This is a genomic window from Mesorhizobium sp. CA7 (genome assembly GCF_020165015.1).
Classification (GTDB): domain Bacteria; phylum Pseudomonadota; class Alphaproteobacteria; order Rhizobiales; family Rhizobiaceae; genus Mesorhizobium.
In genome coordinates this window covers 407,430-423,354 of the sequence record NZ_JAIUHH010000001.1, presented here as the reverse complement: position 1 = coordinate 423,354, position 15,925 = coordinate 407,430, and the positions used below count along the sequence as shown (strand labels likewise).

The following is a 15,925-nucleotide window of genomic DNA, read 5'->3' as shown; positions in this document are numbered from 1 at the left end:
TTGACGCAATTCCGGACGGAAAGCCGTTTTCCTGGAGTTGCTCTGGAAGGGCGTTGGTGCAGCGATGACGAAATGGTCGCCGAATTCGTGGAGGGCAAAGCCGATCAAGCAGGTTCCGGCCTACCCGGACCTTGGGGCTTTGCAGGCCACGGAAGCGCGGCTCGCGACCTATCCGCCACTGGTCTTTGCCGGCGAGGCGCGCAAGCTGAAGAAGCAGCTGGCGGCGGTCGCCGCCGGCGAAGCCTTCCTGCTCCAGGGCGGTGACTGCGCCGAGAGCTTTGCCGAGCATGGCGCCGACAACATCCGCGACTTCTTCCGCGTCTTCCTGCAGATGTCGGTGGTGCTTACCTTCGCCGGCGCGCAGCCGGTGGTGAAGGTCGGTCGCGTCGCCGGCCAGTTCGCCAAGCCGCGCTCGTCCGACAACGAGACGAAGGCCGGCGTGACGCTGCCGAGCTACCGCGGCGACATCATCAACGGCATCGAATTCGACGCCTCCTCGCGCATTCCCGATCCGGCGCGCCAGGAGATGGCGTATCGCCAGTCCGCCGCGACGCTCAACCTTCTGCGCGCCTTCGCGCAGGGCGGCTATGCCAGCCTTGAGAACGTGCATCGCTGGATGCTGGGCTTCGTCGCCGACAGCCCGCAGGGAGAAAAATACGAATCGCTCGCCAACCGCATCACCGAGACGATGGATTTCATGCGCGCGGTAGGCATCACGTCCGAAACCAATTTCGCGCTGCGCGAGACGGATTTCTACACCAGCCACGAGGCGCTGCTGCTCGGCTATGAGGAAGCGCTGACGCGAGTCGATTCGACCTCCGGCGATTGGTACGCGACCTCGGGCCACATGATCTGGATCGGCGATCGCACCCGCCAGCCAGATCACGCGCATATCGAATATTGCCGCGGCATCAAGAATCCGCTCGGCCTGAAATGCGGGCCGTCGCTGACGCCGGACGGCCTGATGGAATTGATCGACCTGCTCAATCCCGAAAACGAGCCGGGCCGGCTGACGCTGATCGCGCGCTTCGGCTCCGACAAGGTCGCCGAGCATCTGCCGAAGCTGGTGCGGGCAGTTAAGAAGGAAGGCCGCAACGTTGTCTGGTCGTCGGATCCGATGCATGGCAACACGATCGAGGCGGCCGGCTACAAGACGCGGCCGTTCGACCGCATCCTCAAGGAAGTGCAGACCTTCTTCGAAGTTCATCGCGCGGAAGGCACGCATCCGGGCGGCATCCATATAGAGATGACCGGCAAGAACGTCACCGAATGCACCGGCGGCGCCCGCGCCATCACGGCGGAAGACCTGCAGGACCGCTATCACACCCATTGCGACCCGCGCCTCAACGCCGATCAGGCGATCGAGCTCGCCTTCCTGGTCTCGGACCTGCTCAAGAAGAGCCATCCGGTCCAGCACAAGCAGGCCGCCAACGCCTGAACAGAGGCTTGACGCCCATCATTGGAGGCGCTGGCGGCGATGCCGTCGCCTTTTGACGTCGGGCTGATAAACGTCAAGTCGCGGGTCATTCCGGATCGGGCGGTCCGGGCGGATCGCCCGGGAAACTGGTCCTGCCGGGCGGAATGACGGCAAAGCTGATCTCCAGCGGCGGTGCCTTGAGCGACCAGTCGAACGGCACGGTCTTGACCGGCAGGCCGGCGATCCACGCCTGCTGTTGCGGGGAGAGCCTCCAACCGGTCGGCCACACCAGCAGCAGGCCCTGATCCCGCAGGCGCTGGTCCGTGATCCAGGGGGCAAGGCGCCTGTCGAGCGTCGTGAAAATCGACGGCTGGTCCGCCGCTTCCAACCCGGCAAGCTGAGCCACGCCGTCCTCGCCGCCGACGATGCCCAGTGGTCCTGGTACCGTCTCATGCCAGATCGCTTCGGCCGTCTGCGAGATCGATCGTGCCGGCCAGCACATCGGCTGCAGGCGACCGAGGACGTTGCAACCGGTCCAGCGTGTAATCGCATAGGCGCTCGATACGCCGACCACGCATAGCAGTGCCAGCAGCGTCAGTCGGCGCAACTCGGCCGCGCCCAGGCGCTGTCCCAAGAGTGCAACCGCGAGGGTGCCGACCAAATTGTACATCGTCGCGCCCCAGGACTCGCCGGTGCCGGTAAACAGCGAGGCGGCCATGATCAGGAGCGCCGGCCCCAGGCCCATCCATGCCAGGTAGACAATCGCGCGCCGCTCGGGGGCACGGCGGGCCGGTAAGGGGTCTCGTGCCGGGTCGGGCCGCCGTCGCAGCAGGCCGGAAATAGCAAGAACGGCGGGAAGAGCGGCAAGCCCTGCAAGCTGAACGCCGATATAGTAGAGCCGTGCGCGGTTAGCGAGCACCCAGGCGTTGCGATGCTCCGCATAGGTCAGCGGCAGGAAATCGAGGCGGAAAAGCGCAATTGCCAGCGGCGCCGCGAGGCCCAGAAAAACCGCAAGACCGAGCCATGGCCATGGGGTGGCAAGCCGGCTTCGGGCACGGGTGTCGTACAAGATCCAGATGCCGCCGAAGGCGAGCAGCAAAGCCGTCGAGAACTTGGCATAGAGCCCCAGGCCGGAAACGAGGCCGAGGGCGAGCCACCATCCTGGCCGTCCGTCGCGCGCCGAGCGCCACAGCAGCCATGAGATTGCCGCCCAGAAAGGCATCTGTGCGTAATCATGGTTGAATTGCGGGGTGGGCCAGCCGAAGAAGTAGATCGAGGGCATCAACAGCACGGCGGCGAGCGCCCGGGTCGGGCCCATGATGTCGCGCGCGAGAAGGTAGACCAGGACGAAAGTCGTCGAGATCATCAACTGCGACAGCATATATTGCGGCCAGCGGAACGAGCCGGTGAGCAGGTGGCTGATCTCGAGCAGCCAGCAGGGGAGTTGCGGGTGCTTGTAGGTCAGCAGCACCCATTCGCGTCCCCACATGAAACCCTCGACGACGTCGCGCGGCGGCCCAACATTGACGAGCGCGGGCATGATGGTCCAGCAGGCGATCTGGATCAGGCACAAAAGCGCCAGTAACCGCCATGGATGCCGGACCAGACCTTTCCAGATGGAAGACAGATCGTCTTCCGCCGCAGCCGCGGCGGGCCAGACATGCACGGATTCACTGGTTCTCGACATACGGGCCTAAAATCATACCGATGGATTGCTGAACAGTCCGATAGCAAAAGCTTACGAAAAAGTATTCTTCCGCAACATTGTAAAACCAAGATTGCGATGGAACCCGTCGCCGGCGCTTCGGGCAGGACCGGCCGGCCGATCATTGCCGGAGCCCGTCCGTAGCGCCGCGGTTTTAGCAATACAGGCTCCTCCATGCGCCATCAGCATGCCGTCATCCATCACCGGGGGCTCGATTTCTGGTCGGCGCGCGCCGCGGTTCTCGTCGTCATCTGCCTGCAACTTCTGGTCATCAACAACCTGTCCTTCGGTCCGCGCTGGCTGGCCCCTACAGTGGAGGCGGCGCTGCTGGCGCCCCTGTCGATCGCGACGGCCTGGACGCAAATGGCGACGCGCAATGCCGTCGACCATGAGCATTGGTACGCGATCGGCCGATTGCGCCTCTATATCCGCCGCGCAGCATTGGTGATGACCGGCGTCATCAGCATCATGAATTGCGGGTCGCTGGTCTTCCTGGTGCGGGCGTTGCTGGAAGGGCATGCCGGGGCCGGCACGACGCTGCTCGTCGACGCGCTCAACATCTGGGTCACCAATGTGATTGTCTTTGCGCTGTGGTTCTGGAGCACCGACCGGGGAGGTCCGCCGACCTGCGGGCTGGTCAAGCGCGCGCAGGCAGACTTCCTGTTTCCGCAAATGACGCTACCCGATCGCGAGATACAGGGCTGGCTGCCGGGCTTCGTCGACTATGTCTTCCTGGCCTTCACCAATGCCACGGCGTTCTCGCCGACCGACACCTTGCCGCTCACGCAGCGCGCGAAGCTCCTGATGATGGCCGAAGCGATGATCTCGCTCCTGACGATCGCGCTGGTGGCGGCGCGTGCGGTGAACATCCTGGCCTAAAACTGGATCGATATTCGGGTGAGGGCGGCCTGCGAACGACGGTTTTCTGCCCGGCCTGACCTGAATCTCAACGCAGCTCATCGCCGATATCAGGTGGCCCGCTCCCAGCGCATGCCGGCCAATCGCGGATCGGCAAAGGCGGTGCGTGAGAATTCCAGCCGCTTGTCCGGGAATTCGCAGATCGCCTGAAGGCCGAAAGAGCCGATCCGGATGCGCCAGGTCTGCGGCTCCAGCGGTTTTGCCTTGGCAAAGCCCTTGCACGTCAACAGCGCGATATTGACGCCCTTGGGATCGCGCACCGAGCGATAGCGGATCGCCTGCAGCTCGGCTTCGCGCGCGACATCGGCGATCGCCTGGCAGGCGGTGTAGTCGGTGGCGTGCGTCCAGGCCTTCTCGTCGCGATCGAGCGGCGGCCGTGTCAGGTCGACTGCGCGGTCGCATTTTATCGCGGCGGCGAAGGCGGTGTATTCCGCCGCGTCGCTCGGCCATTGCGTCGCCGGCGACTCCGCAAAAAACAGCAAGCGGTAGAAGGCCATCTCCGCCACCGCCGTCAGCACCGTCTCAGCAGCGTAGTAGACGCCTTTCGTCTTGCCGGCGCGGCGGAAGCGGGAGCCGTACGGATAGACGGAGCCGTAGCGAAAAGGCGTCGCCAACAGATAGTGGAGATGGCGGCACTCAAGCGGGATCCGCGGCTTGGTGTCCTCGATGAGATCCTCAAGCAGCGCCTGCTCGTCGAGCGTGTCGATGAGCTTAAGGGTCGAGACGCGGTGCTGCGCCTCGACCATCCGCCAGTACTTGCCTTCGAGCCGGACGGCCTCAGACGAGAGCGCGCCGGGAGTCCAGGTAGGCAATGACATCGACAAGTCCGGCAATCGTCAGGATTTTTTCGAGCGGCGTGCCGTCGAGCGTGGTGTTGGGATTCTTCAGCCACGCCCGGGCGACTGTCTCGTCGCCGCCGACGATGGCGTCGAGCGAGCGGAACAGGCGCACGAACAGCACCGCCAATTCGAACGGCTTGGTGCCGCGTTCAAGCAGGAATTCCTGCCGGCGCATGCGCGAGACCGTTGCTTCCGACACGCCGATGACCAAGGCAAGCGTCCTGGCGGTGATATCGAGCAGGTCGGCCGCGCGCAGCGTGGCCTTGGTAATGACGGCATTTTCGGCCGCCGTCGCGGCCGCGACTGGACGTTGCATAAGCGCACCCTTTCATTTCTGTGGAAAATATAATCCACAAAAATTCGCCTGGAAAGGGGTGTGTCAGTCTTTCTTGTAAAGCAGCCAGCTTTTGCCAGCCCGGCTGACCGTGGCCGAGTGCTTTGTCACACGGTTGCGGCCGCCGACCTTGGAGCGGTAAAGCGCCTGGTCGGCCTTGGTGTAGAGATCCTCGGGGTTTTCCGCCTCCGAGGCCATGCAGATGCCCATCGATACGGTAACGGTGCCGTAGTTCATGCCGGTCTGGCTGCTGGTGAACGGTGTCTGCTCGATGAGCGCGCGGATGCGCTCGGCGATCTCGTATGTGGCTTCCTCGCTGGCGCCTTCGACGATAAGCGCGAACTCCTCGCCGCCAGTGCGCGCGACAAATATGTCGGCACGCACGCTGGACTGGAAGATCTCGGCGATGATCTGCAGGATCCTGTCGCCGACCGGGTGGCCATAGCGATCGTTTATGTCCTTGAAATGATCGATATCGGCAAGGATCAAGGCGTTGAACAGGATGCCGCGGTTGCTGTTGTAGATCCGGGTGATCTCCTTGTCGAAGGCGCGGCGGTTCCACAGCTGCGTAAGCGGGTCGGTGTCGGCAAGCCGCTTGTATTCCTCGAGCTTCGACTTGACGCTTTCAAGCTCGGCTGTCTTTTCGCTGAGCGTGCTGGCGATCTGACGGCCATGGTCGATCGTCGAGCTGGTGGCGGCCGACATCGCGCCTGCGATCTTCTGCAGGAGTTCTTGCGAAAGCAGGCTGCGATTGCTCAGGCCGCTCGAGGTCTCGTCGAGGATGCGGCCATACTTCTCGATATGCGAGCGCTCGCTGCGCAACAGGGCGGCGATGTCCTCGAGCTCCTTGGCGACCACCTCACGGGCGTGCTCGACAATGGCGGGGCCGTGGTGCTGCGGGAAGAAGCTCCGTCCGATGCGGTCGAGATCTTCCTGGGTTGGGCGGTTGCTCAACGAGACGACGGCAAGGCTGAGTTCGCGATTGCTGCTGCTGAGCGCCTCGTAGAAGATTTCATAGTTACGCGGCAGGCCAAGCACGCCGAGCTGTCGCATCGTCGTCACGACGGTGCTGGCGATGTCGGTATTCCTGTCGGTCGGAATGGCTGCCGGCTTCATGTCTGTTCACTGCCCCTTCAGTGCGACCGGAGACCTGCCACCGCCGGCGTTCGCTCACGCGGGGATTTGAATCAGAATTGCGACGGCGCGTCCCCAACACGACCATCGCTTGTGGGAATCATAAATGCAGTCCTGCTAAAGTTTCCTTAATAGCCTGCATTTCCTCATTGTCCTTGCTACCACAGGGTGCAAAGCGGTGCAGGGGCAGCTTCTGAAACGCGTCGCTTCGGTGTCGCATTTTCCGGTGCCCGGTCATCTCAAAACTGAAATTCTACATCCGGCAATGAACGGTGCAGACGACGTCGAAGGAGGCCGGAATGGACGACAATCATAGCGGATCGTGCCTGTGCGGGGCGGTGCGTTTCAGAACGAAGGGCCCGCTACGCGGCGTGATTTATTGCCATTGTTCACAATGCCGCAAGCAGAGCGGCCATTTCTACGCCGCAACCAATGTAGCGGACGCCGACATCGTTATCGAAGGCATGGAAAATCTCACCTGGTATGAGGCATCCGACTTCGCCAAGCGTGGCTTTTGCAAGACATGCGGCTCGGTGCTGTTTTGGAAGCCGAAAGGCGATGCATATATTTCGGTTATGGCTGGTTCATTCGAGGAACCGAGCGGGCTTCAGGGCGAATGCCACATCTTCGTCGGCGACAAGGGCGATTATTATTCGATCGAGGACGGGTTGCCGCAGTTCGAGAAATCGGCGCCGTCGATAAAGGTCGCGGGCGGATGAATTTTGCAGCGGCTGCCTTATTCCCTTGATCCCACCATTGCGATATCCCCTGCCGGTGACTCGCAAAGGGGCAGAGGAATGCAGCGGCTGATCGATGCTTTCATCAATTCAGTGCGGGCCTTCCGCAAGTTGGCCGCCCACGAAAAGGCGTTCCAGCAGGAATTGCTGTTGCTGGCGCTCGCCTTGCCGGCGGGCTGGTTCATCTCGGTTTCCTGGCGCGGCTATGCCCTGCTGATCGGTGCTGTGCTGCTCCTGATCATGGTCGAAGTGCTCAACACCGGCATCGAGGCGGCCTGCGACGCAATCTCGCGCGAATTCCACATCGACATCCAACTTGCCAAGGACTGCGGTTCGCTGGCCGTGCTGATTTCGATCGTGATCGCTGGCGGCGTCTGGGGCATCGCCCTCATCGAACGCCTTGTCGGCGCGCCGATCTGATCCTCGCGGATTGATCAAGATCCTGCCTGGTCTTCCCTGGCGCGTTCGCGCTTCGCGAAGTGATGGCCTACCAACCAGGCGACCACGGCGATAACGATGCCGACGCCGAGGGCGATGAGCAGGCGCTGATGGCGAGCAAACGCCTGGCCCACGATTTCCTCCGCGCCCAGGCCGAAGACATAGCCGATGCCGCTGAACAGGGCCGACCAGACCGCGGACGAGATGGCATTCAGGATGACGAAACGCGGCATGGACACGGTCGACAGGCCGGCGGCGACGCCGCCGACCAGGCGCATGCCGTAGATATAGCGGTTGGTCAGCACGAAAATGTTGGGATGGGTGTTGAGCAGGCGATAGGCTCGGCTGAAGCCCGGACGCCTGCGCAACAGTCTCACATAGCGATGTTCGGCGAAGCTGCGCCCCAGGGTGAAGAAGAACGTGTCGCCGGCGAAGGCGCCGAGGAAGGCGGCAAAGAAAGTCTGCCACAGCACGAAAACATGCTGATGAGCGAAGAAGCCGCCCAGGATCGCCGCGCTTTCGCCTTCGGCCACGCAACCCAGGAAGACCGCGACCAGCCCGTATTGCTCGATGAGGCGATGGATGGTCTCGCTCATTCCGTTGCGGGCCGCGCGGACAGTTTTTCGTCAATGCGCCTGATCTGCTCGGCCATGCGCAGGATTTCGTCACGCATGCCGATGATCTCGCTATGGCGAAGCTCGTCGAGTTTTTCATGCAGGGCCATGATCTCGATCTCGGCCTTCAGATTGACCTCGTAGTCATGGGCGGCGTCGATGCGGTCGCGCTCGGTCTGGCGGTTCTGCGACATCATGATCACCGGCGCCTGGATAGCCGCCAGCATCGACAGAACAAGGTTGAGGAAGATGAAAGGGTAGGGGTCGAAGGCGTCGCGGGTGAGCAGCCAGGCGTTGCCGGCAGTCCAGACAACAAGAAAGGCCAGGAAGCTCAGGATGAAGGACCAGGAGCCGCCGATCCTGGCGATGGTGTCGGCAATACGGTCGCCATAGGTCTCGTGGAAGGCCACGGCCTTGTTGGTGTCGCGGGTGATGGTGGTGCGCTCGAGCGTCGACTGGAGCACGCGGCTCTCGATCGGACCGAAACCGTCCGGCTTTCGCTTGAGCAGACGGTTCGCCATATCTTCGACGATCTTGTTCATTTGTCCTCTCCTTCGGCCGGGCGTCGATAGAGGTAGAGGCTGCCGGGCCGGACGTGAAGTGATAGATTGCGGCGAACAAGCGGGGACAATGATGCTCGATTTCCAGAAAATCCATGCACGGGCGGCAAAGCGCAAGGGCGGAGAGGCCGTGCTGGCGCAGTTGCTTGGCCCCGCGCCCGATAATATGGCGGTTGCAAAGATCCCCGACGACCGCATCCTCTCCACCATGGCCGAGCGCATTTTCGCCGCCGGCTTCGTGTGGCGGGTCCGACAGCAATCTTTTGAACATAGAGGAAGCTTGTAACGACATTCCGGCTTCCCATATGCGTCAAAGGACGGTGGAAGGCCATGAAAACAAACACTTTTTCTACAGATGCCATATATTCGGAAATTGTTGGAATACCCTACTATCGGTGGTCTACAGCCATCCAAGGCAAGGGCGATTCTTTGCGTCGCCAGTCATTCAAAGCGGAAGAATGGAGCAAGCGAACCGGCATCCCATTGGCCGATGAAGCCTTGATTGATGATGGTGTCTCTGCCTTCCGGGGAAAGAACCTAAAAGACGGTGCGCTTGGTGCGTTTCTGACAGCCGCACAGGAAGGCAAGTTCGTTATCGGCTCTTTTCTTCTGATAGAGTCGATTGACCGATTGAGCCGCCAAGGTGCCTTCAAAACCGCTGCCATCGTGCAAGACATTTGGTCAGCCGGAATCTCTATCGTCACCTTGGCCGATGACAAAACCTACCATCCCGACTGTAACGACATGGACGCCTTGTGGATCGTGCTTGTTGCCATGCGGGCAAAGGAAGAGTCGGTCACCAAGGAATTCAGAACCCGAGACAGCTACGCCAAGCGCTACGAACACGCTAAGAAAACCGGTGTGCTTCCTGTACAAAGCATGTTTGGCTGGCTCACCAAAGACCCACAGACGGGCAAAGCGATTTTCGATGGTGAACGTAAGCCAGCCATCGTTGAACGCATCTGTGACATGAGCTTGGCCGGGCTAGGTCTGCCCAAGATCGCCAAGACCCTGAATGCAGCCGGTGAACAGCCGTTTGCCATTGAAAAGCGCTCAAAGGGAACCGCTGCATATTGGACCGTTGCGAACGTTGCACACATCCTAAAGAACCCGGCTCTGTATGGTGACTATCACAGGAAAGATGGAACGGTGATGGTTGGGATTTTCCCGCCAGTGATCACCAAGGATGATTTCAACCGCATTCAGGCAGGCATGGCACAACGCCAGCGCACAGGCAGGGGCAACAAAGGCCAAGCCTATTCAAACCTGTTTGGTGGCATCGGCAAGTGTCACTATTGCGGTGAACCCATGACCATCCGGAACCCTAAGAGAGGGAGGGCGACACAGTTTTATTGCAAGGGAAAGCTGGTGGGAAAGTGCCATGCCCGGCCATGGAACTATGAAGTGTTTGAAACCGCCTTCCTGTCATTCGTGAATGAGATTGACTTACAGGCTATCATGCATGGTGGTGGTGGTTCCCGCACCGATGAAATTACACAAGCTTTGCAGAGCCTAGAGGGTGAGCGGCTTAACACCCAAAAAGCCCAAGATGCATTCATAGAAATGATAAAAAAGAATCCAGTGCTGGCACCAAGCTTTGCAACCGCCATGGTGGACAATCAAACCAAGCTGGATGCCATTAGCGAACAGCTGAAGGTGCTGGAAAGCGAACGAAACAAATTTCGTGCAGAAAAGTCAGCCTCGACCGAAGCCAATCTGGTGGAGTTCCCAAAGGTAGGAGCTGGACCCGGTGAAGTGACCGTCGAACAGCTTTACCACCTAAGGGCAAAAACCGCTGAACACATCAGGACCATTGTGGAGCAAGTCAGGCTAAAGCGTGAGCCTGCATCCAAGTTCGGTGCAAGGTTCACTGTTGAATTCAAAGGCGGTGGACTGCGTACCGTGCATGTGGACTACACGAGCCCACGCAAGCCCTTTGCGATCACCAATGATGACGAGTCCGGCAACCCGGACACAATTCCAGAGGATGCAGAGACGGCGCTTGAACTGATGAAACATGTGATTGCCGATAGCGCTGAGGAAATCCATTGGTTTATCGAGAATGGGGAACTGGATAGCGCCAACGAAATGATGGAAAATTTCCGGAGCTTCGCAGACACCATCAGGCAGCGGGTCGAGTAGCCGCTTACCGGACCAAGGCTGCACTGATTGAGCCACCGGCGGGGTCAGCGCAGAGACCGCAGGTATTTTTTTAAGACCCAACCAGCGATCTCCGTATGGTCGGCAAGGATGGTTCGCACCTCCAGCCACTTACCTGAGCGTCGCAGCACCTCGACTCGTTGGCCCGGCTGAAGCCAGACATAGTGCCCGCCAGAGTATTTTCTTTGCCAATTTAACGGGACTGCACGAAGCACGACGTAAGTCGGCGGTCCCATTTCTAATCGATGGGAAAGCCTTTCGAAAGAATCCTGCAGGGTAGAGAGCCTATCGTTTATGTCGTGAATAATCTGCTGCTTGTTTGCGTCAGAATGGGTAATTATGTCATCCTTAGTTTTCTCTAAGTCGATACCAGATTGGACATAGAAAAAAAGGCACAAAATGATCGGAAACAAATATGCAATAAAAATACTCTCAAAGCGCCCGACCTTGCCCTCTTTAAGCATGTCGTGCAAAGAAATTACTGTATCTAATATCGCCTTATATATGGCGGCCTCGGGATCAAGCGCATTGCCGGCTTGGCTATAAATATCACTTGCTTGGTCCCTGATGCGTTCTGCGGCATCTGCGAATGTTCCAGCGCCCGATTTGGCGATCTGATTATTGATCAGCTCTTGTAGAATTTGTCCGGCCGATGTGCCTGCAAACGCCTCAATGACATCCAGAGCTGGATTGCGTCGGTAATGATCGAACGCTTTTCCGAGTCCGCCAAGAGCTGCGAATGTTGGAAGGTCCGAGGCGGCGGAAAAGGCGCCAGCAAACCTCTGAGCTTCCCTCATCGCCGGGCTATTGGCGAAACCTGCTGCGGCGTCGGCAAGTCGCTGCATCTCCCCCATGACGGGACTGTCGGCGAAGCCGGTGATCACGGCGCCAAGCCGCTGCATATCCCGCATAGCGGAGCTGTCGGCGAAGCCGGTGATCACGGCGCCAAGCCGCCGCATGTCCCGCATGGCAGGGCTGTCGGCGAAGCCGGTGATGCCGCTGGCGACCCTCTGGACTTCGCTCATGGCAGGGCTGTCGGCGAAGTCGCTGATGCCGCTGGCGATCCTCTGGAACTCGCTCATGGCCGGACTGTTGGCGAAGCCGGTGATGCCGCTGGCGATCCTCTGGACTTCGCTCATGGTAGGGCTGTCGGCGAAGCCGGTAATACCGCTGGCAAGCCTTTGAGCCTCAGTGATGGCACGACCGCCAACGCTGGCGAGCCGCTGGGCTTCCTCGAAGGCATGGCTGCCGACGCTGGCAAGCCTCTGGGCTTCCTCGATGGGGTAACTGTGGGCGTTGGCGAGCCTCTCCGCTTCCTTGAGGGCACGACTGCCGGGAAGGTCGGCAACGGCGTTGGCAAGCTTCTGAGCTTCCGTCATCGCAGGGCTATTTGCAAAATCGAGCAGGGCACGTGTTGCGGAATCACGTTGCCAAGCGTCAAACGCCGAATCGCTCATCCTTGAGGACCTCAAGCTCGAATCTTCCGTACAATGTAATCTCTGTAAGCGGAAATCCAAAGTCCGGTACGGCGAACCGGACGCAGTTTGCGTCCGCACCCCGCCGGGCATAACTCGCACGCACTCCTCCGTCACAACCGGCCAGACGGCCTAACGCCTGCTTCCCAGAGGACAGCGGAACAATTTGCCACGGAACGCTGGAGGACTCCGAATAGGCACGTGCTGACAGCTTTATGTAACAATTCGTGATCGCCAATTATTATATAGATTGAAGCTTTTCGATAAGTCATAGAAATACTGTTGACGTGATGGCGTGGGTGTTCATAGATGACGGTTGTTCAGCAACCCGAAAGGCATGACCGTGTACCAAAATGAACTTTTAAAGAAGGCCAAGATTGAACTTATCGAGGAATTGAATCGAGAGTTCATTACAATGGCCTGTGCAATCGCAATGGCAAAATCAGTGGGAGAAGTGAAAGGCAGATGCCTTTCAAGGGACACCACGGAAGAAATCGCAGATGAAATTTTCAAAAATGTTTGTGGTGAACATGATGTTGCGGCGCAAATCCTTATGAAGCTGTCATACTCTCCCGTGACCAGAGAGGATGCAGCGGACATCCTGTCAAGCGCTGGCGTAATGGCAGATTTTCTGGACCGGTTTGAAACCACCGAAGCTGCCTAAGTCCTGATAAAAGGGCGAACGCCAAATCCTCCCTATCCCTGCCTTGCCCTAAGCGGCAGCTCTGGCAGAATGCAAAGCTTCTTGGGTGGGGAGGACTGCGTGGCAAAGTTGCTTTGGTTGGTTGCGGCAATGCTGTTTGTGGGACACGCCAGTGCGGCAGTCATTCAAAAGAAGGCTACTGCACCAGGGTCACCCGATTTGATCACGGTCACCGGGATCATTGAGCCCAGCGACGATCTTCAATTTAAACAAATCGCTGCGACGACCGGGCAAGCGATTGTTCTGCTCAATAGCGAGGGCGGGTCCGTCTTGCCAGCCCTTGAAATAGGAAGATCCATTAGACTCAAGGGTTTCGCCACGGCTGTGGCGAGCGGAACTCTTTGTGCCTCTGCGTGCGCTCTGACATGGCTCGCCGGTGCACCACGACTGGCAGGCCAAAGCGCCAATATCGGCTTTCATGCCTCTTATGTCGTCAAGGATGGCACTCCCAGTGAAACTGGCGTCGGAAACGCTCTAATAGGGGCCTATTTGAACCAGCTCGGTCTTTCGCAAAATACGATCGTCTTCGTCACTTCTGCGCCGCCTGAAGGGATGGCTTGGCTCTCGGGAGAGAAGGCCGGTGAATTGGGTTTGCAGTTCGCTTCTTATCAAACGAACGCCGTGTCGTCAGACACTGTTGAGACGCAGACCGCACCCGAGCCGTATGATCCGATGAGGGTCGCCGCAGCCTTTTACAATGCGCTGTCTAATGCTGATGGTGTTTCCGCAGCGGCACTGGTGGTTCCGGAAAAGCGTGGTATCGGCCCGTTCAACGAAACCTCTATTCATTCCTATTTCGGAGGGCTTTCCGTTCCGTTGCAGCTTGAATCCGTTGCACGGCATGGTGCAGACAAGGTTGCCGTCGCTTACACGTATTCCCGAGCTGATGGTTCGACCTGCAACGGCAAGGCAGAGGTGCAGACGACGTACAAGTACGGCAAGACTCTGATCAGCAAGATACGTGCGCTTGATGGGTGCTAGCGGATTCATGATCCGACAAGCGCATTTTTCACGTTGCGGCAGAGCAAGAGAATTTGCAGGCAGGGAAAGTCGAGCAACCGAAGAACGCCCCAAACCTACCGTTGCGTTTCACCAAATCGCCAGCGCACCCATTCATCGGACATTTCGTGCCAGTCTTGTCCGTGAGGCGCTTTTGGCGGTGTTTCTGTTGCTTAAATTCCCACGGCGGCATGTTGGCCTCTTGGGCGGCCCATATTCCTCTTTTGTGACGTTGCGCATCATCCAACGCTTCCAAATATCGTTCGCCCGGTCCGTATCGTTCGAGAACCCAAGCCCATCCATTCACAACCATCTCTAACTCTATGTTTCTCGTTACGAACAGCGGCCCCCCGAACATTGCGGCGTTATGGGTATGGTTAGAAGACGTTTTGAATTCGGCACCAGAGTATTCTTCGGTGATAAACGGTACGCAGACGATACGTTCATGTCTGTCCACTATCCGGCCTGTGTCCATCTTCATTCGAATTTCGAGTTCTACCCATCGATCGCTGATTAAAGCCGAAAGGAAATCTTTAGCTTCACGCCCGCCGATCTGTTCCAATTCAGGTGCGTCGATGAATGCAAATCGGACTGCAACGTCAAGCTCCGATTGGTCACTTGATCTGCCTGTGAATTCGCTGGCCTTAATTCTTGTTAGAAATCCGTCACCATCGAATATTTTCCGAACAGGGACTCTAATCGTTGCCCCCTCCGGATGTTCAGGCACAATAATTGTCGAATTTCCTTGGCTCATGACATCGGGGATGCGCCACAGACGACGTTGAAATCTTAGATCAAACAACTGACGCTTCTATAACCGGGACGCTACTCTAACGAAGCGAGCACGTCCTTGGCAAGAATGCGCTAATCCGGTTGATCTAGGCCGGCAGTGACAAGCGGAGTTCGCATGCACTGTTAAACCCATTTTCGCATGATATTTCGATGCCCAGCGCACCGTGTTGGAGAGGTGCTCGGGGATCGATCCACTCAGTTCACAGCTTCAGCGAGTTTTCCCCAAGAAGCCCCAAAGCATGTCTCGGGCCTAGCATCGAGTCGGTGAAATCCGGTAATATGGTGACTCGATTTGGCGCCGGGGATTCGACATGAAGAATGCAGCAATTGCCATTGTATCTTCCGTGATAGGTGGTGTTATTATCGCCCTTTTTAACTATACGTTCTTGCGAGATCGGCCTGAGATTCCAAGGATCGATATACAACAGACCACATCAGCCATTCCGGTTGACACGGCCAAATCGATACTTCTTCCAAACGCTATCGGGAATTCGGATTTCTTTTCGGGAGTTTACGCCATTGAAACATTCGACATCAAAAACAACGGCGACAAAATCTATAAAGGCGTCCTATTCCGGGCTACTGACTTTGAAACTGCGGTGATTCAACACGAAGGCAAAACGGAAAATTTGACTGGGGATAAGCAATTGGACATGAACCCCGGTGACACCATCACGGTTTCCGGAGTTTCACGAGCGTACAAAAGCCCGTATGGCATTACCAATGCCGGGAAGCTTTTTGCAGCCGTAGGAGATATTCCTATTCCAATCCGAAGTTCGGCAATTGATGAAACTAGCCCCATTTCTCCCATTATCGCTTTTGCAATTGATAATCCGTTCACCGCCTACATGGCGGTCATGTTGATGGTGCTATTTTCCGTTCTGGTGGTTGTTGCGTTATTTGTAGTGGTAGCCACGACCCTCCATCCACAGATGAAATTTCGGATTTTCTCAAACAAGACGTTTTCGGAAGAACTGGCCTATCTGACTTTCATGCAAAGGTACGATCCAGAGCGATACGAAGAAGTCAGTAAAATGGCCGAAAGATACGAAAAAAAGAAACTGCCAAAGATCGTGGAGGCGATCAAATAACATCGCCAT

16 protein-coding genes and 1 pseudogene are annotated in these 15,925 nt (G+C 58.1%); 9 read left to right on the top strand and 8 right to left on the bottom strand.

Annotated features, from left to right (window positions below):
* Positions 1-64 precede the first annotated feature (64 nt).
* On the top strand, positions 65-1,438 hold the full coding sequence (locus LB552_RS02085) for a class II 3-deoxy-7-phosphoheptulonate synthase (protein WP_095765121.1): 1,374 nt from the start codon (positions 65-67) through the stop codon (positions 1,436-1,438).
* 85 nt (positions 1,439-1,523) lie between these two features.
* Here LB552_RS02085 and LB552_RS02080 read toward each other — a convergent pair whose 3' ends face one another.
* On the bottom strand, positions 1,524-2,957 hold the full coding sequence (locus LB552_RS02080) for a glycosyltransferase family 39 protein (RefSeq protein ID WP_224601564.1): 1,434 nt from the start codon (positions 2,955-2,957) through the stop codon (positions 1,524-1,526).
* Positions 2,958-3,296: 339 nt separating this feature from the next.
* On the opposite strand from LB552_RS02080, the gene LB552_RS02075 reads away from it, so the two are divergent.
* Positions 3,297-4,001, top strand: a complete 705-nt coding sequence (locus tag LB552_RS02075; RefSeq protein WP_140840299.1) for a hypothetical protein — start codon at positions 3,297-3,299, stop codon at positions 3,999-4,001.
* A gap of 89 nt (positions 4,002-4,090) precedes the next feature.
* On the opposite strand, the gene LB552_RS02070 is transcribed toward LB552_RS02075, so the two are convergent.
* The 3 genes from LB552_RS02070 to LB552_RS02060 all read right to left on the bottom strand — a co-directional run bounded on the left by LB552_RS02070 (position 4,091) and on the right by LB552_RS02060 (position 6,329).
* The gene (locus tag LB552_RS02070; protein WP_224601562.1) at positions 4,091-4,858 is read right to left on the bottom strand and encodes an RES family NAD+ phosphorylase; all 768 of its coding nucleotides are present in this window, start codon (positions 4,856-4,858) and stop codon (positions 4,091-4,093) included.
* The gene (locus LB552_RS02065; protein WP_027166494.1) at positions 4,818-5,195 is read right to left on the bottom strand and encodes an antitoxin Xre/MbcA/ParS toxin-binding domain-containing protein; all 378 of its coding nucleotides are present in this window, start codon (positions 5,193-5,195) and stop codon (positions 4,818-4,820) included. Before LB552_RS02065 ends, LB552_RS02070 begins: the two co-directional genes overlap by 41 nt.
* A gap of 63 nt (positions 5,196-5,258) precedes the next feature.
* Positions 5,259-6,329, bottom strand: a complete 1,071-nt coding sequence (locus LB552_RS02060; RefSeq protein ID WP_224543770.1) for a GGDEF domain-containing protein — start codon at positions 6,327-6,329, stop codon at positions 5,259-5,261.
* 317 nt (positions 6,330-6,646) lie between these two features.
* Between LB552_RS02060 and LB552_RS02055 the strand changes: the two genes are divergently transcribed.
* Both LB552_RS02055 and LB552_RS02050 read left to right on the top strand, forming a co-directional pair.
* A complete protein-coding gene (locus LB552_RS02055; RefSeq protein WP_224601559.1) occupies positions 6,647-7,066 on the top strand; it encodes a GFA family protein in 420 nt (139 codons plus the stop codon).
* 78 nt (positions 7,067-7,144) lie between these two features.
* Positions 7,145-7,504: a diacylglycerol kinase gene (locus tag LB552_RS02050; RefSeq protein ID WP_095765126.1), complete on the top strand. Its 360-nt coding sequence runs from the start codon at positions 7,145-7,147 to the stop codon at positions 7,502-7,504.
* 14 nt (positions 7,505-7,518) lie between these two features.
* On the opposite strand, the gene LB552_RS02045 is transcribed toward LB552_RS02050, so the two are convergent.
* Positions 7,519-8,118, bottom strand: a complete 600-nt coding sequence (locus LB552_RS02045) for a DedA family protein (protein ID WP_224601557.1) — start codon at positions 8,116-8,118, stop codon at positions 7,519-7,521.
* A complete protein-coding gene (locus LB552_RS02040; protein ID WP_224543773.1) occupies positions 8,115-8,678 on the bottom strand; it encodes a DUF1003 domain-containing protein in 564 nt (187 codons plus the stop codon). Before LB552_RS02040 ends, LB552_RS02045 begins: the two co-directional genes overlap by 4 nt.
* 91 nt (positions 8,679-8,769) lie before the next feature.
* Between LB552_RS02040 and LB552_RS02035 the strand changes: the two are divergent.
* Together LB552_RS02035 and LB552_RS02030 are read left to right on the top strand one after the other, a co-directional pair.
* Positions 8,770-8,961: pseudogene (locus tag LB552_RS02035) on the top strand (DNA-3-methyladenine glycosylase I); the annotation flags it as partial.
* A 65-nt stretch (positions 8,962-9,026) separates the two neighbouring features.
* Entirely contained in the window at positions 9,027-10,838 is a 1,812-nt protein-coding gene (locus LB552_RS02030) for a recombinase family protein (RefSeq protein ID WP_224601555.1), read from the top strand.
* A gap of 44 nt (positions 10,839-10,882) precedes the next feature.
* On the opposite strand, the gene LB552_RS02025 is transcribed toward LB552_RS02030, so the two are convergent.
* Entirely contained in the window at positions 10,883-12,313 is a 1,431-nt protein-coding gene (locus LB552_RS02025) for an SH3 domain-containing protein (RefSeq protein ID WP_224601553.1), read from the bottom strand.
* Between the two features lie 355 nt (positions 12,314-12,668).
* On the opposite strand from LB552_RS02025, the gene LB552_RS02020 reads away from it, so the two are divergent.
* Positions 12,669-12,995, top strand: a complete 327-nt coding sequence (locus LB552_RS02020) for a hypothetical protein (protein ID WP_224601551.1) — start codon at positions 12,669-12,671, stop codon at positions 12,993-12,995.
* Positions 12,996-13,094: 99 nt separating this feature from the next.
* Positions 13,095-14,015, top strand: a complete 921-nt coding sequence (locus LB552_RS02015; protein ID WP_224601549.1) for a hypothetical protein — start codon at positions 13,095-13,097, stop codon at positions 14,013-14,015.
* 28 nt (positions 14,016-14,043) lie between these two features.
* Here the strand turns inward: LB552_RS02015 and LB552_RS02010 are convergent, their stop codons facing one another.
* Entirely contained in the window at positions 14,044-14,835 is a 792-nt protein-coding gene (locus tag LB552_RS02010; RefSeq protein ID WP_224601546.1) for a thermonuclease family protein, read from the bottom strand.
* Between the two features lie 301 nt (positions 14,836-15,136).
* Here LB552_RS02010 and LB552_RS02005 point away from each other — a divergent pair, with 301 nt between their 5' ends.
* Entirely contained in the window at positions 15,137-15,916 is a 780-nt protein-coding gene (locus LB552_RS02005) for a hypothetical protein (protein WP_224601543.1), read from the top strand.
* The last annotated feature ends 9 nt before the right edge of the window (positions 15,917-15,925 follow it).